Below are 17,209 nucleotides of genomic sequence, written 5' to 3'. Positions count from 1 at the left end.
ACGGGCGGTTCAAGGCCGGGTACGGGCGGTTCAAGGCCGGGTACGGGCGGTTCAAGGCCGGGTACGGGCGGTTCAAGGCCGGGTACGGGCGGTTCAAGGCCGGGTACGGGCGGTTCGGGGACGGGTACGGGCGGTTCAGGACGCCGGCAAGCGGAGCGCGGCCAGCACCGGAAGGTGGTCCGTCGCCGCCCTCAGGTCGCGCTCGCTGAGGCCCGGCAGCCCGCGCGGCACCCCGCAGCCCAGAATCCCGATCCCCGGGGTGGTGAAGATCGCGTCGATCCGTTGACGCGGATCCGAGGGCGTCGAGGTGTACTCGTCCCCCCACGGCTCGGCCGTCCAGCAGTCCTGGAGCTCCCCCGCCAGCAGGCGGAAACTACGGCCGCCGGGCCGCTCGTTGAGGTCACCGGCCACGATCGCATAGGGCACGTCCATGGCCCGCACCCGGTCGAGGAGCATCCCGGCCTGCGCGTACCGTTCGTCGCTGCGCAGGCTCAGATGGCAGCTGAGCAGCCCGACACGGGCCCCGCCGATCCGTACGACCGCCGTCGCGAAGCCGCGCCGGTGCAGCCCGGGGGTGTGGGGCAGCAGGATGTCCTCGGTCCGCTCGACCGTGGCGCGCAGCGAGCAGAGCAGCAGTGGTCCGGTGGCGGTGGCGCCGCCGGTCAGCACGACCAGGCCGGTGTGCGCGGCGAGCCAGGCCGCGTGCTTGCGCCAGCGGAAGAACCGCGGTGCTTCCTGGACGAGGACCAGATCGGGGGCGCAGGCCCGGATCACCCGGGCCAGTGCCGCACGGTCGTCGCGCATCGAGCGGATGTTGTAACTGAGCACCCGGACCACGGCCGAACCGTCCGGCTCGGTACGGGAGTCGGGCAGCGGAGGCATCGCCATGATCACAAGATACGGGAGCGGGGCTCGGCGGCAGGTGCCCGACACCGCGCTGCCCGGAACACGGTCCGCGCCCGCCGCACCCCCGGTCCGGGGTGCGACGGGCGCGGTCTGCGACGGGGGTCGGGTCAGCCCTGCCGGGCCAGGTCCGCGGCCCCCACCAGCCCTGCCTCGCCGCCCAGTTGGGCCGCCAGAACCTGGGCGTGCGGGCGCCACTCGCCGCCGATCAGCCAGCGCCGGAACGACTTGCGGATCGGGTCGAGGACCAGCTCGCCCTCGTCGGAGACACCGCCGCCGACGATGAACGCGGACGGGTCGAAGAGCGAGGCCAGATCGGCCAGCCCCGCCCCGGCCCAACGGGCCAGTTCACGGAAGGAGTCGATGGCCACCGGGTCGCCGGCCCGGGCCGCCGAGCTGATGTGCCGGCCCTGGATGCCGTCCGGCGTACCGTCGCCGAGGCCGAGCAGCAGCCCGGCGTTCTCGGGTGTCGCGTTGGCCCGCTGGCGCGCGTACCGGATGAGGGCGCGCCCCGACGCGTACTGCTCCCAGCAGCCCTGGCTGCCGCAGCCGCACAGCAGGCCGTCGGGCACGACCCGGATGTGTCCGAACTCGGCTGCCACGCCGAAGCGTCCGCGGCGCAGCTTGTTGCCGATGATGATGCCGCCGCCGAGTCCCGTGCCGAGCGTGATGCAGATGACGTCCTCGTGGCCCTGGCCGGCCCCGAACTTGTACTCGCCCCAGGCGGCGGCGTTGGCGTCGTTCTCCACGACGACCGGCAGACCGACCCGCTGCTCGACCTTGTCCTTGAGCGGTTCGTGACGCCAGTTGATGTTCGGCGCGAAGAGGACGGTGGCGCGCTTGTCGTCGACGTAACCGGCGGCGCCGATGCCGACGGCCTCGATCTCGTGCCCCTTGCCCGCGCCGGAGACGGCGGCGCAGATCGCGTCGACGATGCCTTCGGCGGTCTGCGGGGTCGGCACTTTGTGCGTTTCCAGGATGACGCCGTCTTCGTCGACCACACCGGCCGCGATCTTCGTGCCGCCGATGTCGACGCCGATGGTGAGTCCCATGTGTCCCTCAGTTTTCGGTCGAGCCCCGCAGGTTCCAACCGTACCCGAGGACGGGCATCCGGCAGTCAGTCCAAGTCGATCCGGCCGTCCGGACCAGGTCCTTCGTCCCGGGGGTCCGAGGGGTCGTCGGACTTCTTCGTGTCGTGCGCGGCACCAGCGCCGTCGGACGACGTGGGCGACGGCGGCGCGGACGCGGACGACGGGTCCGAGGACGAGGGATCCCCGGCCGACGGGCCCCGGGTCCAGCGGCTCTCCTGGGTCTCGACGGCGGAGCGGTAGGCGGCGAGCAGTTCGCCGCCCGCGGCCGCGAGGTGGTCGAAGACCCCGGGGTTGCGCTCGATGACCGGCTCGACGGCCGCCTTGGCCTGGTTCACGAACTGCTGTACGGCGCCTTGCGCGGCCATGCCGAACAGCGGGCCCGGCAGCGACGAGACCTTGTCGGCGACCGCGTCGACCAGCTTGCGCAGCTCCTCGGCGGCGGCGCCGGGCTGCGGCCCGTAGGTGGCGCGGCGGCGGGCCTTCTCCGCCTCCAGGTCTTCGGCGCACGCCGTGGCCCAGGCGTCCGAGTCGGCGGCGGGGCGCTCGGTTGCATCGCTCATGGGGTACTCCTGCGTCCGGGACAGGGTCCTTCCGCCATGGGCAGCGGAAGGGTTCGTACCTTCGACGGTACCCGAACGGAGATACGTCGTTCAGTCCGTACGCGGCCACAGAGCGGGGTCGGGCGTGAATCTGACCCGCAGCACGCCGTCCGTGAGGGCCGCGCCGGTGACCGTACAGCGGCGCAGCGCGGACGGCAGCGGAACGATTCGGCGGAACGGGCCCACGGCGAGCAGGAGTTCGTCCTCCCGGCGCACCAGCGACAGCTCGCTCTTGACCGCTCCGGGCAGCGGCAGGCACCAGACGAGCAGATTCTCCTCGGCGAGCCTGTCCTCCGTCCGCCACGGCAGCGTGGCCAGTCCCGGGGCATCGTCGTCCAGCCCGGCGCCGAGGCCACCCGCCGGCCGGACGCCTCCGGTGTCCCCCGGCCCGTCGCCTTCGGTGCCATCCGCCCCGTCGCCCTCGGTGTCTCCCGGTCCGCTGTCAGGACGGTCGAGGAGGCCGAGGTCGTCGAGACCCTGCGGATCCCGCCCCAGATGCCCGATCTCCCGGACGGAGGTCTCGGGCCCCCACTCCTCGTCCCACTCCTCCAGACACTTGCGCTGCTGCGCGACGAGCGTCGTGAGCCAAGGGTCCGACGTGTCGCGCGGAAGTATCCGGTTCGGTACGAGGGTGTCGACCCGCAGGCCGTACAGGGCGAGTCCGGTACGGGCGGTGCGCAGTGCCCGCGCCGCGGTGGGCCCCGGCTCGGCGACCAGCCGTACCGTCGTCGTCCGGTCCTCGATCAGCGCCTGTACGGCGGCCAGTTCGGCGTCCCGCCGCGCGGCGGTCTCGTACAGCCACTGCGCCGGCATCGGTACGCCCGCGAGCTGGGCCATCATCGGGCGCAGGGCGCGGGCCGCCTGCCGTTCCCTCGGCAGCAGGCGTCGGAGATAGCGGCGCAGCTGTTCGGGCAGGGCCAGTAGGGCCAAGGCGTCGTGCAGCGGCGGCAGATCGACGACGAGGACGTCCCAGCCGCCCTCGGCGGCCCGGCGCAACGCCTGGAGGAGAGCGGACTGTTCGCTGCCGGGCAGTTCGGTGAGCTCCTCGTCGGCCAGCTTGCGGGCGCCGAGCAGTTCGAGCACGGTGGCGGCCTTCTCCTGGAACGTGAGCAGTTCCGTACGGAAGTGCTCGCCGGAGTCGATTCCCGCGGCCCACAGCCCCGGTGTCACCTCGACGGGATCCGCGGCGCGCGAGGTGTCGGGCGAGGTGCCGAGGAGATCGGCGAGGGGGTCGGCGGAGAGCAGGAGGACGCGCCTGCCGCGCCGGACCGCGGCCAGGGCGGTCGCCGCGGCGACGGTGGTACGGCCCGCGCCGCCGGGGCCGGTGACCAGGACCGTACGCATCGGGATCAGGCTCCGGGGGCGGATTCGACGCGCTTCTTGAGGCCCGCCAGGGCACGGTCGATGATGACCTTCTCCGCCTTGCGCTTGATCATGCCGAGCATCGGGATCTTGACGTCGACGGTGAGCCGGTAGGTGACCTCGGTGTGGCCGTCGCCGACGGTCGCGAGGTGGTACGAGCCGTCCAGGGCGCGCAGCATCTGGGACTTCACCAGCGTCCAGCTGACCTCGTTGTCGCCGGTCCAGGTGTACGCGAGGGTGTGGTCGTCCTTGATCGCTCCGGCGTCCAGCACCAGCCTGACCTGCTCGGCGCGGCCCTTGGCGTCGGTGGTGAGCACCTCGGCCTCCTTCACCTCTCCGGTCCAGTCCGGATAGCGGGCGAAGTCGGCGATCACGCCCATGACGTCGGCCGGTGCCGCCTCGATCGTGATGCTCGAACTGGTGTGTTCCGCCATCGCCGTGCTCCTCCGGTGCTCGGGCTGTCCCGGCATCTGGGGTGGGTGAGATGTGCAGGCTATCGCGAGCGGACCGGTCACCATTCCAGGGCCCAGGGCCGTCCGGTCGACGCGAAGTGCCCGACGTTCACGCACTCCGTGTCCCCGACACGCATCCGGCGGGCGAGCGGCTGATGGACATGGCCGAAGAGCGCGTACCTCGGCCTCGTCCTGCGGATGGCGTCCAGCAGAGCCCGGCTGCCGCGCTCGAAGCGGCGGGAGACGGTGTCGTACGTCAGGTCGGGCACGTCCGGCGGGATGTGCGAGCACAGCACGTCCACCTCGCCGAGCGCCTCGACCTTGGCCGCGTACTCCTCGTCGGAGATCTCGTACGGGGTGCGCATGGGGGTACTGAGTCCGCCGCCGACAAAGCCGAAGACACGGCCGCCCAGCTCGACGCGCTCGCCGTCGAGCACGGTGGTGCCCGCTTGCGCGTACTCCGGCCAGAGCGCCGGGATATCGACATTGCCGTAGGTGGCGTACGTCGGATTGGGGAGGGCGGCGAACATATCGGCGTACTGGCGTCGCACCGCTCCTTCGATGGCGGTCTCCGGATCGACACCGATACCGGCCCACAGCCCGCGGCCGAAGTCACGGGCCTCCTCGAAGCGCCGGGCGGTGCGCAGCTCCACGATCCGGTGGGCGTTCTCGACACCGAAGAGTTCCGGGAAGATCCCGCGCGAATGGTCCGCGTAATCCAGGAAGAGCACGAGGTCACCGAGGCAGATCAGGGCATCGGCACCGGCGCCCGCCGTCGCCAGATCCGCCGTGTTCCCGTGCACGTCGCTGATCACATTGACTCGCATGAAGATCACCCTAGAACGGTGTTGCCTTACCCGGTAGAGGGTGCCGGACCTGCGGTTACCGCCCCGGAGCCCCGGTGGTGGACTACTCTGCGCGAAGTACCGTCAATACTGTGTGACCCAGGGAACATCTGTCCGGACCCCCCTATCCGTATGCCGGTACCGATGGGTAACGTCCAGGCAGTCCAGTTGTGCTCGCCCCACCGAGCACTTGCCCGATCTTGGACCGCAGCCGGCGCGTACACGGAGCCGTGGCGCCGGCGCCCGACGAGGAGCAGCAGTCTTGCGCGAGTTCGGCCTTCCGGCCCTGTACGAGGTCCCCTCGGACGGCAATCTGACGGATCTCATCCGCCGCAATGCCGTTCAGCATCCCGATGTCGCGGTTCTGGCCCGCAAGGTGGCCGGCGTCTGGACGGACGTGACCGCCACCCAGTTCCTCGCCGAGGTACGGGCCGCCGCCAAGGGCCTGATCGCGGCGGGCATCCAGCCCGGCGACCGGATCGCGCTGATGTCCCGCACCCGCTTCGAATGGGTCCAGCTCGACTTCGCGATCTGGAGCGCCGGCGCGGTCACCGTCCCGGTGTACGAGACCAGTTCCGCCGAGCAGGTGCAGTGGATCCTCGGCGACTCGGGCGCGGTCGCCGCGATCGTCGAGAGCGACGTGCACGCCGCGGCGGTGGAATCGGTACGGCTCGGGCTGCCGGCCCTGCGGAACGTCTGGCAGATCGACAAGGGCTGCGTCGACGAACTCACCGCGTCGGGCGCGGAGATCACCGACGAGACGATCGACCAGCGGGCCTCGACGGCGAAGGCCGACGACCCCGCGACCATCATCTACACCTCCGGGACCACCGGCCGCCCCAAGGGCTGTGTGCTGACCCACCGCAGCTTCTTCGCCGAATGCGGCAACGCGGTGGAACGCCTCAAACCCCTTTTCCGTACAGGCGAATGCTCCCTCCTGCTCTTCCTCCCGACCGCCCACGTCTTCGGGCGACTGGTCGAGGTGGCGGCCGTCATGGCACCGATCAAACTCGGCTGCGTACCGGACATCAAGAACCTCACGGAGGAACTCGCCTCCTTCCGGCCGACGTTGATCCTCGGTGTGCCCCGCGTCTTCGAGAAGGTCTACAACTCGGCGCGCGCGAAGGCCCAGGCCGACGGCAAGGTCAAGATCTTCGACAAGGCCTCGCAGACGGCGATCGCGTACAGCCGCGCGCTGTCCACCCCGCAGGGCCCGTCCTTCGGCCTCAAGGTGCGGCACAAGATCTTCGACCGGCTCGTCTACCGCAAGCTACGCGCGGTGCTCGGCGGACGCGGGGAGTACGCCATCTCCGGCGGCGCCCCCCTCGGCGAGCGGCTGGGCCACTTCTTCCGGGGCATCGGCTTCACCGTGCTGGAGGGCTACGGCCTCACCGAGTCCTGCGCGGCGACCGCCTTCAACCCCTGGGACCGGCAGAAGATCGGCACGGTCGGGCAGCCACTGCCGGGCTCGGTCGTCCGGATCGCCGACGACGGCGAGGTGCTGCTGCACGGCGAGCACCTGTTCCAGAGGTACTGGAACAACGAGGAGGCCACCGCAGAGGCGCTGGCCGACGGCTGGTTCCACACCGGTGACATCGGCACGCTCGACGAGGACGGCTACCTCGCGATCACCGGCCGCAAGAAGGAGATCCTGGTCACCGCCGGCGGCAAGAACATCGCCCCCGCGGTGATCGAGGACCGCATCCGGGGCCACGCGCTGGTCGCGGAGTGCATGGTCGTCGGCGACGGCCGCCCGTTCGTGGGCGCGCTGATCACACTGGACTGCGAGTTCCTCTCCCGCTGGGCCGCCGACCACGGCAAGCCGCCGAACTCGACGGCGGCGACGCTGCGGCTGGACCCGGAACTGCTGGCGGAGGTGCAGCTGGCGGTGGACGAGGGCAACGCGGCGGTGTCGAAGGCGGAGTCGGTACGGAAGTTCCGCATCCTGACGACGCAGTTCACGGAGGAGGCGGGGTACATCACGCCGTCGATGAAGCTGAAGCGGAACGTGGTGTCGAAGGACTTCGCGGACGAAATCGAAGCGATTTATCAGGGCTAGGTCGAGCGCCGTTGTGGTGCGGGCCGGTTTTTCGCGTGCGGGTTGTTGCCGGGGGCCGCGGTGTGCCGTCCGGCGGGGCGTGGTCGGGGTGCGTTGTTGGCTGGGGCCGGTTTTTCGCGTGCGGGTTGTTGCCGGTGACCGCGGTGTGCCGTCCGGCGGGGCGTGGTCGGGGTGCGTTGTTGGCTGGGGCCGGTTTTTCGCGTGCGGGTTGTTGCCGGGTGCCGCTCCGGGGTCATGTCCTGCACTGCATGATTTACGCCGCGTGCGGCTCGGTTCTTCGTGTGACGGCTCGTGAGCGGCACAAATCACGCTTTACGTTCCGGACACGACCCCTGCGCGGCCCCCTTCACCGCCCGCCACAGACCACCCCCACCGGGCGGCAGGCGGGGATCCGGCGGGAGGGGGTCGGGGTCGCAGGAGGTGACGTGTCCGGACGTAAAGCGTGATTTGTGGCGCACACCGGCCCGCACCCTGAAAACAAACCCGCACGCGCCGTAAATCATGCAGTCCGGACATGCGCCTCCGGAGGCCCCGGCACCCGACCCACCACAAACCGCACCGCACCCACCACCGAGCCGTACCCGCACCCCGAACCCCCGCCGGACGGCGTACCGCACCCGCACCCACCACCGAGCCGTACCCGCACCCCGAGCCCCCGCACGGCTAAAGCAGTTCCCGCAGCCGCCCCGCCAGCAGGTCCCAGCGCCACCTCTCCTCCACCCACGCCCGACCCCGCTCCCCCATCTCCCGCCGCAACGACTCGTCCTGAAGCAGCGTCACGATCCGCTCCGCCGACTCTCGCGCAGCGACCTCCGGCGGTCCTCCGTGGACCACCCACCCCGTCTCCCCGTCCAGCACGGCGTCCGGCGCGCCGCCCGAGTCGCCCGCGATCACCGGGAGCCCCGTCGCCGAGGCCTCCAGGTAGACGATGCCGAGGCCCTCGACATCGAGGCCGCCCCGGCGCGTACGGCAGGGCATCGCGAAGACGTCGCCCGCGCCGAAGTGGGCGGGCAGTTCCGCCCAGGGGACCGCGCCGGTGAAGCGGACCGCGTCGGCGACCCCCGTTTCCCGGGCGAGCTTCCGCAGATCGTTCTCGTACGGTCCGCCGCCCACGATCAGCAGGACGGCGTCCGGGACGTGCGCCAGGATCGCGGGCAGGGCGAGGATCAGTGTGTCCTGGCCCTTGCGCGGCACCAGGCGGGAGACGCAGACGACGACGGGCCGGCCCGTGAGTCCGAGCCGCTCGCGGATCTCCGTGCCGCCCGAGCCCGGGTGGAAGGTCTTCTCGTCGACGCCGGGCGGCAGTTGCACCATGCGCCCGGCGGCTTCCGGGGTGAGCGCCGCCGCGATGCGTGAGCGGGTGTACTCACCGAGATAGGTGATCGTGTCCGTGCCTTCGCCGATGCGCCGCAGCAGTTGCCGGGCGACGGGCAGCTGTGCCCAGCCGGCCTCGTGGCCGTGCGTGGTGGCGACCAGGCGGCGTGCGCCGGCCTGGCGCAGGGCGGGGCCCATCAGCCCGAGGGGGGCCGCCGCGCCGAACCAGACGGACTCGCAGCCGTGCGCGCGCAGCAGCTGGGTGGCGCGCCGGGTGACGCGCGGGGTCGGCAGCAGCATCGTCGTACGGTCGCGTACGACGGTGAAGGGCTGCTCGGCGTCGAACGCGGCGGTGGCCTCCGCGCCCTCCCGTCCGCGCTTCCAGGTGGACGCGTAGACGACGAGCTGTTCGGGGTCCAGGCGCAGCGCCATGTTGTGCAGGAACGCCTGGATGCCGCCCGGTCTGGGCGGGAAGTCGTTGGTCACGATCAGTGTCTTGTGCATCGCCGCCGACAGTACCGGGCGGCCCCGCCTCGTCGCTCCGGCACAGCCCCGCCCGGCATCATGACTCCCGCAATCACGCAATCACGCATGAATCGGATGAGGTGGTCATGGCGGGCGCGTACGGCACACGGTTCCCGCTCGCGGTGTGGGCTCTCACCAGGGCCGCTCTGCTGCTCTGTGTCTTCAAGGTCATCACACCGCCGGGGCCCGACGTCACATCCGATGTCTCGGTGATCTACCAGGGCTGGTACGAGGTGCTGAAGACCGGCACGTATCCGCTGGACGACGTGACCTGGCAGTATCCGCCGGCGGCGGCGCTGGCGATCGCGTCGCCCGCTGTGCTGCCGTTCCTCGGTTACGTCTCGGCGTTCTTCGTGCTGGCGTTCCTCTGTGACGCGGTGGTCCTCGGCCTGCTGCTGCGGGCGGGCAGGGGAGGCGGCCGGTCGCCGCGGGGTGCGTGGGTGTGGGTGGTGGGCGTGCCGCTGCTCGGGCCGACCGCGTATGCGCGGTACGACCTGATGGTGACGGCGGTGGCCGTCGCCGCGCTGCTCGCGGGGGCGGCCCGGCCCCGGCTGATGGGGGCGCTCGCCGGGTTCGGCGCGCTGTTGAAGGTGTGGCCGGTGCTGCTGCTGGTGGGTGTGGAGCGTGGCCGGGCCACCCGGCGGTCGTGGACGGCGGCCGCCGTGAGCGCGGTGGCGCTGGTCGTGGCGTGTTACGCGGCGATGCCGGGCGCGCTGGCCTTTCTGACCTTCCAGCGCGACCGGGGCACCGAGATCGAGTCGCTGGGGGCGCTGGTCTTCCAGGTGGCGCGGCACTTCGGCTGGGAGGGGAGCGTACTGCTCAACTACGGTTCCGTGGAGTTCGTCGGGCCGTACGTCCAGCTGGTCAGCCGGGCGGCGCTGGCGCTGACCGCGCTGGCTTTCGGCTGGTTGCTGGTGTGGCGGCTGCGGGTGCGTGAGTTCACGGCGGGCTCGCTGTGCGACGCGGCGTTCACGGCGGTGGCGCTGTTCACGACCACGAGCCGGGTGATCAGCCCGCAGTACATGCTGTGGCTGGTCGGTCTGGCCGCCGCCGCTCTGACCGTGCGGGCGAGCCGGATGGCTCTGCCGGCGGTGCTGGTGCTCGTCGCGACGGCGGTGACCCTGCTGGAGTTCCCGTTGCTGTTCGACCGGGTGGTGGCCGGGGACCCCGTGGGCATCGCGCTGCTGGTGGTACGCAACGGCTCGCTGGTCGCCGCGTCCCTGATCGCCTGCCGGCGGCTGTGGCGGGAGACGGTCTCCGGGCCCCGGGCGGCGGGGGCGGTCAGCCCAGCCGTTGGCGCAGATACGCGCGCCACCGCACGGTGAAGTCCTCCGGTGTCGTGGACAGGATGTCGTGCAGCGCGTTCTCCACGGCGCCCGCGCGCCCGCTGTGCGCGCCCACCGCGCGGTAGAAGTCGGTCAGCGGCTTCTCGCCCCAGCGTTCGGCGATCAGCTCGCAGGCCAGCCAGCCGCTCTCGTACGCCCGCGCCAGCCGGTCGGCGTCGCCGCCGAAGGCGAAGTCACGGTCGTCCGGCAGAGCGGCGGGGACCTCGCGCCGGCGGACGGCGCGCTGGAGTTCGGGGGCGATCTCGCCGGCGGTCCGGCCGGTGCCCCGGTACGCGATCCGGTCGGCGAAGCCCTCCGAGAGCCAGGTCGGGGTGGCGGCGGAGGTGGCGGCGCGGGTCGCCACGTGGGTGGTCTCGTGGGTGAGGACGATCCGCTGCCCGAAGGTGCCCAGGGCGCCGTACGCCTCGGGGTTCACGATGACCCGGTCGGCGGGGGACGCGCCCGATCCGCCGGTCTCGCCGGTGGTGACCGCCGCGATACCCCGGTAGCCGGCCGCCGACGCGCCCAGCAGCTCGGCCATGGACGTCAGGGAGCCGGGCACCAGCAGGACCACCCGGCCCGCCCAGGGGCCCGGCCAGGCGGCCTCGACGGCGGGTACGGCCCGGTCGGCGGCGGCCGCGACCGCCCGCAGCCGCTTCTCGTCCGGCCCGACGCCGAGGACCAGGCTGTGGGTGCCGCGTACGACTCGTACGGCGCCCTGCTGCCAGAGCTGCCGGGCGCCGCCCTTGCCCGGCCGGTCGCCGGTGACATACCAGCGTCCTTCGCGCTCGGCCAGTTCCAGCGTGCGGGGCGTCGACACCGGCGCGCTGTCGTAGCCGGCGAGCCGGTAGCGCAGTTCGGCGTGGGCGGTGGCCCGGTCGCCGGAGCGTTCGACGCCGGTGACGCGGTACTCCCAGGAGCTGAGCGGCACGTCGGCGAGGTTCTCGAACTCCCGGCGTCCGGTGGCGCGCAGGGCCGCCGCCGAGGGGTCGAGGACGGCCAGGTAGGCGCGTTCGTCCCGGTCCAGGACGGCGGCCGCCCGCCGGTCCAGGGTCTGCCGGATCTCACGGGTGGCGGTGCCGGGGTTCTTCGCCGGGGCCGTACAGCCGGAGCCCGGCACGAGCAGCAGGGCGGCGAGCCCGAGCACGGCGGCGCGCCGGGGCGGGCCGCCGCCCGGCGCCGCGGCCCGCGGGCCCGCCGTCGTACACGGTCCGCTCGCGCTCCGTGCTCCCGTCGCGGTACGCCCCTGACCTGCCACGCCGCCGATCGTACGGGGTCTTCGGCGCCGCGCTCAGACGCGCGTGACGGACGAGACGGGCATCATGCCCACCGGGTCGTAACGCACCGCGGCGCCGGGGTACGGGGCGTGGATCACCTGGCCGTTGCCGACGTACATCCCGATGTGGCTCGCGTCGTCGCGGTACGCCACGAGATCGCCGGGCCGGGCCTCGGAGAGCGAGACCTGGCGTCCCGCGTGCCGTTGCGCCTGGGAGGTGCGCGGCAGTCCGACGCCCGCCTGGCCGTACGACCACTGGGTGAGTCCCGAACAGTCGAAGCCCGTGGGCCCGTTGGCGCCCCACACATACGGCCGGCCCAGCGCGCGCTGGGCCGCCTGGACGGCGGCGGCGGCCCGCGCCGAGGACGGTGCGCCGCCGGAGAGCGTGGGCAGTTCGTCGCGGCCGGAGCGTGAGGCCCGGTCGTACGAGTCGCGGTCGGCGGTGGGCAGGGAGTCCAACAGCCGTCGCGCTTCGGCGAGTTTGCGTTCGACGGTGTGTTTGTAGCGGCTGACGGTGGCCCGGCTGCGTTCCAGTTCGGTCAGATCGTGGGCGGCTTCCATGCGCACCTGGGCCAGCCTCCGCTGGGCGTGTTGGAGTTCCCGCAGGACACCGCTCTGGCGTGCGCTGACCCGGTCCAGGACGGACGCCCTGTCGAGGTAGCTGTCGGGGTCGGAGGAGAGCAGCAGGGCGAGGTCCGGGTCGATTCCGCCCGAGCGGTACTGGGCGCCCGCGACCGAACCGAGCAGTCCCCGCATCCGGTTGACGCGTTCCTGGCCCCGGGCGGCGCTGTCCTGCGCCTGGTTCACCAAGGCCCGTAGCCGGCCCACCTGTTCGCCCGCCTCGTTGAACCGCTCGGTGGCCTTCTCCGCCTCCTGGTACAGCCGGTCGACCTTGGAGCGGGCTGCCTCGGGCGTCAACTGCGGGTCGGCTCCGGCCGGGGAGGCGCCGAGCGCCGCGGCCGTGGCCGCCGCCGCGGACACGGCGGCGATGGCGCTGCCACGGGCACTGACACCGAGGCCCGGCTGTGAGGGACGGCGATGGGACACCACAGGAAGCCGCGCTCCCTTCCGCTGTACGCGCTGGCGCAGCCCCTGCCGCCCGACGGGCGGACCGATGGCCGGAGCTGCGCGGAGCAGACAGTAGCGGGGCGATCACGGAGCGGCCAACGACCGCCCCGCGCACACAAAATGGCGCCCCGCCGTAGACCTCAAGGTCATCGGCGGGGCGGGGTGTCAGCGAGGGGCGCCGGAATTCGCCCGAATGGGCGGTGTCAGCGGCGGTCCGTCGGATTCAGCGGCGGCTGTCAGATCCGGACGCCGAACTGGAAGCTGCCGGCCCACTCCATGGCTTCGTAACGCACAACTGTGCCCGGCTTGGGGGCGTGGAGCACCTGGCCGTTGCCGACGTACAGGGCGACATGGCTCAGGCTGCTGAAGAAGACCAGGTCGCCGGGGGCCAGTTCGCCGCGCCCGATCTTGGTGCCGTCGTTGACCTGGGTGTAGGTGGTACGCGTGAGACTCACACCCGCCTGGCCGTAGGCCCACTGGGTCAGCCCGGAGCAGTCGTAGGCGTTGGGGCCCTCGGCGCCGGAGACGTACGGCTTGCCGATCTGGGTCTTGGCGGCTTCCAGCGCGGCGGCGGCGCGGCCCGAGGTGGGCTTCTCGTTGCCGAGGTCGATGCGGTCGTTCCCGCGGCTGGCGCGCTCCGCGTCGGCCTTGGCCAGCTCGTCGCGCTCCTGCGCGGTGAGCGTGTTCAGCAGCTTCTGCGCGGCGGCGAGCTTGGTCTGAACTTCCTTCTTCTTCTTGGTCAGTTCCTTGCGGGTCTCCGCGAGGTCGGTGACCTTGCTCTGCGCCTCCTGGCGCTGCTGCGCGAGGGAGCGCTGCTTCGCCTGTATCTGCTGGAGCGACTCGGCCTGCTTGGCGCTGACCTGGTCGAGCGTGGACGCCTTCTCCAGGTAGCTGTCCGGGTCCGAGGAGAGGAAGAGCTGGACGGCGGGGTCGATGCCGCCGGTGCGGTACTGGGCGCTGGCCATCGAACCGAGGCTCTCGCGCATCTCGTTGAGCTCGTCCTGGCCGCGGGCGACCTTGTCCTGGAGGGCGTCGACCTGCTTCGCCAGCTTGTTCTCCGCCTCCTCGGCGCCGCTGGCCTTCTCGGTCGCCGCCTCCGCCTCGTGGTAGAGGTGGTCGACCTTCTCCTTAACGTCGGCCTTGCTCGGCTTCGGGTCGGCCTGAGCGGACTGGGAGGTGAGAGCGACCGCGGCGGTGGCGATGGTGGTGAGCACGGTCACTCGTGCGCGGCTCGGCTGCTTGGGACGGCGGTGGGACGCCACGGAGGCGAACTCCTTCTTCCTCAGCCGCCTGCCGGGCCTTTGGGGACGTTAAGTCCCGACTCCGTGGGCTCGGCTCCCCCGCAAACATGGCCGAACTACACGAAAACGGCGGTTCCTTCACTGCCACCCCGGATGGGTGATCAACCGCGCGAAGGTTCGAGGCCTGACCTTAGTGACCCCTCCGTGATCAGTTCAAATCCTTCTCAGAAAAATCTCGGCCAGGGAACGCATAATTTACCGACACTACACAGACAGTGATGGACATTTGACGCCGCGCCCCACCATTACCTGACCAATTCGGTCATTAACCAAAGAAGTTGATTAGACGCGCGAAAGCCGCTTCAACAACAACGCGGACGTGACCGGCCTGGCCCCCGCCTTCGCCACCCCGTCGGCGACCTCACGGTCGGTGGAGACCACCACCACCGGCCGGCCCGGCGGCTCCGCCCTGACGAGCTGACGGATCAGCTCGTCCGCGGTCACCCCCGGCTTGGAGAACAGCACCCGCACGCCGCGCGGCGGGGCCAGCAGCACCGGCGCCGCCAGCTCCGCACCGTCGAAGACACAGGTCATCTCGGCGCCCGTCTGCGCCGCGAGCATCGCGAGGCCGCCCAGCAGCCGCAGCCGCTGCTTCTCCAACGGCATCGTGGGATAGCCGGTCTTGGTCACGTTGTAGCCGTCCACGACCAGATGCGCCTGCGGCAGCGCGAGCAGCTGGTCCAGCAGCGCCGGATCGGTCTCCGACAGCGCGCGGGCCGCCACGTCCTTGGGAGACATCCGGCCGGGCTCGACCGCGTCGACCGTATCGGCGGGCCGCGCGGCCGCGGGCGGCAGCGCCAGCTCGCGCCGCAACCCCTGCGCCGACTCCAGCACCGTGTCCAGCAGCAGCCGCAGCCGCATGTCCTCGACCGAGCGGCCCTCACGCGCGGCCCTGCGGCTCGCCTCGACCGCCGACTCCGCCTCGCCCAGACGCGCCTTGATCCTGCGGGTCTCGCTCTCGGCGGCCGACACCTGGGCGGCGGCCTCCGCCCGGACGGTCTCGCTCTCCGCGTTCGTACGGCGCAGGGCGGCCTCGCCCCGCTTCACATCGCTCTGGGCGCTGCGCAGCTTGCGATGGAGCGATTCGGTCTCCTTACGGGCCGCCTCCAGCTCCGTACGCAGCCGCTCCGTCTCGCTCTTCGTCTGCGCCTTGGCCAGCGCCAGTTCCTCCCGCAGCCGCTCCAGCTCACGCCGGGTCTCCTTGTCGGCGCGCTCGGCGTCCGCCCGCTGGGCCTCCTCGCCCGCCGCGGCCACCAACTTCACCCATCCGGGGGGACGGAGCACATACGCGGCGGCGGCCACATCGACGGGATCGGCGGCGGCAGGCGGCGATCCCGCCTCCAGCGCACCGGCCAGCTCGGGCTGGGACTGGCCGATCCGCTCCCCGATCCGCTGCCGGAACAGCGGATCGCTCTCCAGAGCGGCGGCCATCGCGTTACCGGCGAACTTCGCGCGCCTGGTCGGGGTGAACCGGGCGTACTGGCGCAACTGCGCGGGGAGTTCGGTGACGGTCAGCCCGCCGAAGGCGTCCGAGACCAGCGCGACGACCCGGCGCCGTACCCCGTCCGGGAGCGGGCGGTCGAGCGCCTCCGCGACGTCGCCGTCGGCGGCACCGGCCGGCTCAGCACCGCTCGCGGGCTGCTCCACGATCCGTCACCCCATCTACCCCTTTCGGGCGGCTCCCTCAGGAACCGGCCCCTGGCCTGTCAACCAGCTCGATCTGATCCACCGCGTTGCACCAGCGGCAACGCACCGACTCGATGGTCTCACTGACCACCTCGCGCTCCTCGATCTTCGGTTCTCCGGCCAGGTCCAGATGGACGTATTCGACAGCCTTCGACGACCGGGTCACATCGAAGCGCGTGAGATTGCCGCACAGCGTGCAGCGCCACCGGGTGTCGGCCGTCGGCTGGGGAACCGTCGTCATCGTTGCCGTCCTCTTTTCGTCGTCCCTCATGCGGAGTCCCGCGGTGCACCGTCGAACTGCGGAGAGAAATACTCCCTGCAACCCTACGGCCTCACAGGCACCCCAGGGAGCGGCGAGGCACTCTGTGCCACTCGGTCCCGGTACGACATGCTCTGTCCGTGACGAATTGGCGGACAGCGGCCGGCGGACCGGTGGTGACCTACGGACTGATCGGCCTGTGCCTGCTGGCCTTCCTGATCAGCCCGGTCTCGGGGTTCAACCCGGCGTACGGGGAGGGCGACTCGGTCCTCGCCGCGCAGAGCGCGCACTTCGAACAGTGGGGCGTCATCCCCAGCGAGCTGATGCGCAGCTCCCCGCGGATCCTGCTCACCCCGCTGACCGCGCTCTTCGTCCACGGCAGCTGGCTGCACCTGCTGGGGAACATGCTCTTCCTCTACGTCTTCGGAGCGATGGCCGAGGAACGCATGGGCCGGACACACTTCGCGCTGTTCTACCTCACCGTCGGCTATCTCGCGCTGTTCGTGTACGCGGCGGCCAACGCCACCTCGGAGCAGACCCTGGTCGGGGCCTCGGGCGCGATCTCGGGAGTGCTCGGCGCCTTCCTCTTCCTCTTTCCCCGGGCCCGCGTCACCAGTCTCTTCCCGTTCCTGCTCTTTCTGCCGCTGCGCTTCCCCGCCTGGATCGTGCTGATCTTCTGGTTCGTCCTCCAGTGGCTGGCCGCACGCGGCGCCGGCCCGGGACCCGGGGTCGCCTACCTCGCGCACCTGGTGGGCTTCGGCACCGGCTTCCTCTACGCCTGGGGACGCTACTGGCGGAGGGATAGAGTGAGGGACCAAACCGGGGCCACCGAGGGAGAACGCCAACCGTGATCACCGCGATCGTGCTCATCAAGACCAGCGTCGACCGGATCCCCGAGATCGCGGAGTCGATCGCCGCGCTGGACAGCGTCAGCGAGGTCTTCTCGGTGACCGGTACGTACGACCTGATCGCCATGGTCCGGGTGCCCAAGCACGACGACCTGGCGGATGTCATCCCCGGCCGGATCAGCAAGATCGAGGGCGTCGAGGCCACGGACACGCATGTGGCGTTCCGTACGTACTCCCAGCACGACCTGGAAGCGGCCTTCGCCATCGGCCTCGACGCGTAGGCCCTGTTTCAGAGG

16 protein-coding genes are annotated in these 17,209 nt (G+C 71.5%); 4 read left to right on the top strand and 12 right to left on the bottom strand.

The genetic code is table 11. The features are described from left to right. Window positions 1-135 precede the first annotated feature (135 nt). The 6 genes from ACIQD6_RS13720 to ACIQD6_RS13695 all read right to left on the bottom strand — a co-directional run bounded on the left by ACIQD6_RS13720 (window position 136) and on the right by ACIQD6_RS13695 (window position 5,234). Window positions 136-888 (bottom strand): endonuclease/exonuclease/phosphatase family protein, encoded by a 753-nt coding sequence (locus ACIQD6_RS13720; RefSeq protein ID WP_401881601.1) that lies wholly within the window; start codon window positions 886-888, stop codon window positions 136-138. Between the two features lie 125 nt (window positions 889-1,013). Beyond that, window positions 1,014-1,955 carry an ROK family glucokinase gene (locus ACIQD6_RS13715; RefSeq protein WP_401881599.1) on the bottom strand — a complete coding sequence of 314 codons (942 nt, stop codon included), beginning with the start codon at window positions 1,953-1,955 and terminating at the stop codon, window positions 1,014-1,016. A 65-nt stretch (window positions 1,956-2,020) separates the two neighbouring features. After that, on the bottom strand, window positions 2,021-2,554 hold the full coding sequence (locus ACIQD6_RS13710; RefSeq protein WP_401881597.1) for a DUF5304 domain-containing protein: 534 nt from the start codon (window positions 2,552-2,554) through the stop codon (window positions 2,021-2,023). A gap of 90 nt (window positions 2,555-2,644) precedes the next feature. Beyond that, window positions 2,645-3,937 (bottom strand): ArsA family ATPase, encoded by a 1,293-nt coding sequence (locus tag ACIQD6_RS13705; protein WP_401881595.1) that lies wholly within the window; start codon window positions 3,935-3,937, stop codon window positions 2,645-2,647. 5 nt (window positions 3,938-3,942) lie between these two features. Next, window positions 3,943-4,389 carry an SRPBCC family protein gene (locus ACIQD6_RS13700; RefSeq protein ID WP_401881593.1) on the bottom strand — a complete coding sequence of 149 codons (447 nt, stop codon included), beginning with the start codon at window positions 4,387-4,389 and terminating at the stop codon, window positions 3,943-3,945. 77 nt (window positions 4,390-4,466) lie between these two features. Next, window positions 4,467-5,234 (bottom strand): metallophosphoesterase, encoded by a 768-nt coding sequence (locus ACIQD6_RS13695; RefSeq protein WP_401881591.1) that lies wholly within the window; start codon window positions 5,232-5,234, stop codon window positions 4,467-4,469. A 280-nt stretch (window positions 5,235-5,514) separates the two neighbouring features. Between ACIQD6_RS13695 and ACIQD6_RS13690 the strand changes: the two genes are divergently transcribed. Beyond that, window positions 5,515-7,311, top strand: a complete 1,797-nt coding sequence (locus ACIQD6_RS13690) for an AMP-dependent synthetase/ligase (protein ID WP_401881589.1) — start codon at window positions 5,515-5,517, stop codon at window positions 7,309-7,311. A 663-nt stretch (window positions 7,312-7,974) separates the two neighbouring features. Here ACIQD6_RS13690 and ACIQD6_RS13685 read toward each other — a convergent pair. Continuing rightward, window positions 7,975-9,129: a glycosyltransferase family 4 protein gene (locus ACIQD6_RS13685; protein WP_401881587.1), complete on the bottom strand. Its 1,155-nt coding sequence runs from the start codon at window positions 9,127-9,129 to the stop codon at window positions 7,975-7,977. A gap of 107 nt (window positions 9,130-9,236) precedes the next feature. Between ACIQD6_RS13685 and ACIQD6_RS13680 the strand changes: the two genes are divergently transcribed. Next, a complete protein-coding gene (locus ACIQD6_RS13680; RefSeq protein WP_401881585.1) occupies window positions 9,237-10,475 on the top strand; it encodes a glycosyltransferase 87 family protein in 1,239 nt (412 codons plus the stop codon). On the opposite strand, the gene ACIQD6_RS13675 is transcribed toward ACIQD6_RS13680, so the two are convergent. The 5 genes from ACIQD6_RS13675 to ACIQD6_RS13655 form a co-directional block, all read right to left on the bottom strand. Beyond that, complete coding sequence (locus ACIQD6_RS13675; RefSeq protein ID WP_401881748.1) at window positions 10,432-11,622, bottom strand: hypothetical protein; 1,191 nt, start codon at window positions 11,620-11,622, stop codon at window positions 10,432-10,434. The two genes, ACIQD6_RS13680 and ACIQD6_RS13675, sit on opposite strands and share 44 nt — an antisense overlap. Before the next feature lie 144 nt (window positions 11,623-11,766). Next, window positions 11,767-12,801: an NlpC/P60 family protein gene (locus ACIQD6_RS13670; RefSeq protein WP_401881583.1), complete on the bottom strand. Its 1,035-nt coding sequence runs from the start codon at window positions 12,799-12,801 to the stop codon at window positions 11,767-11,769. Window positions 12,802-13,055: 254 nt separating this feature from the next. After that, window positions 13,056-14,081, bottom strand: coding sequence for an NlpC/P60 family protein (locus tag ACIQD6_RS13665; protein ID WP_401881582.1), 1,026 nt, complete (start codon window positions 14,079-14,081; stop codon window positions 13,056-13,058). A 321-nt stretch (window positions 14,082-14,402) separates the two neighbouring features. After that, on the bottom strand, window positions 14,403-15,767 hold the full coding sequence (locus ACIQD6_RS13660; RefSeq protein ID WP_401881581.1) for an NYN domain-containing protein: 1,365 nt from the start codon (window positions 15,765-15,767) through the stop codon (window positions 14,403-14,405). 37 nt (window positions 15,768-15,804) lie between these two features. Beyond that, the gene (locus ACIQD6_RS13655) at window positions 15,805-16,047 is read right to left on the bottom strand and encodes a hypothetical protein (protein ID WP_401881579.1); all 243 of its coding nucleotides are present in this window, start codon (window positions 16,045-16,047) and stop codon (window positions 15,805-15,807) included. A 158-nt stretch (window positions 16,048-16,205) separates the two neighbouring features. Here ACIQD6_RS13655 and ACIQD6_RS13650 point away from each other — a divergent pair, with 158 nt between their 5' ends. Continuing rightward, complete coding sequence (locus tag ACIQD6_RS13650; protein WP_401881577.1) at window positions 16,206-16,916, top strand: rhomboid family intramembrane serine protease; 711 nt, start codon at window positions 16,206-16,208, stop codon at window positions 16,914-16,916. Next, entirely contained in the window at window positions 16,913-17,194 is a 282-nt protein-coding gene (locus tag ACIQD6_RS13645) for an Lrp/AsnC family transcriptional regulator (protein ID WP_030355412.1), read from the top strand. The genes ACIQD6_RS13650 and ACIQD6_RS13645 overlap by 4 nt, the downstream gene beginning before the upstream one ends. The last annotated feature ends 15 nt before the right edge of the window (window positions 17,195-17,209 follow it).

Origin of the sequence: Streptomyces sp. NPDC088400, from assembly GCF_044753355.1 — a bacterium.
In the GTDB taxonomy this organism is placed as follows: domain Bacteria; phylum Actinomycetota; class Actinomycetes; order Streptomycetales; family Streptomycetaceae; genus Streptomyces.
This window is presented reverse-complemented; position numbering and strand designations above follow the sequence as displayed.

Bases quoted from the DNA above. Each gene is read 5' to 3' on its own strand.
- ACIQD6_RS13720 (WP_401881601.1), bottom strand. From the start codon at position 888: ATGGCGATGCCTCCGCTGCCCGACTCCCGTACCGAGCCGGACGGTTCG.
- ACIQD6_RS13715 (WP_401881599.1), bottom strand. From the start codon at position 1,955: ATGGGACTCACCATCGGCGTCGACATCGGCGGCACGAAGATCGCGGCC.
- ACIQD6_RS13710 (WP_401881597.1), bottom strand. From the start codon at position 2,554: ATGAGCGATGCAACCGAGCGCCCCGCCGCCGACTCGGACGCCTGGGCC.
- ACIQD6_RS13705 (WP_401881595.1), bottom strand. From the start codon at position 3,937: ATGCGTACGGTCCTGGTCACCGGCCCCGGCGGCGCGGGCCGTACCACC.
- ACIQD6_RS13700 (WP_401881593.1), bottom strand. From the start codon at position 4,389: ATGGCGGAACACACCAGTTCGAGCATCACGATCGAGGCGGCACCGGCC.
- ACIQD6_RS13695 (WP_401881591.1), bottom strand. From the start codon at position 5,234: ATGCGAGTCAATGTGATCAGCGACGTGCACGGGAACACGGCGGATCTG.
- ACIQD6_RS13685 (WP_401881587.1), bottom strand. From the start codon at position 9,129: ATGCACAAGACACTGATCGTGACCAACGACTTCCCGCCCAGACCGGGC.
- ACIQD6_RS13680 (WP_401881585.1), top strand. From the start codon at position 9,237: ATGGCGGGCGCGTACGGCACACGGTTCCCGCTCGCGGTGTGGGCTCTC.
- ACIQD6_RS13655 (WP_401881579.1), bottom strand. From the start codon at position 16,047: ATGACGACGGTTCCCCAGCCGACGGCCGACACCCGGTGGCGCTGCACG.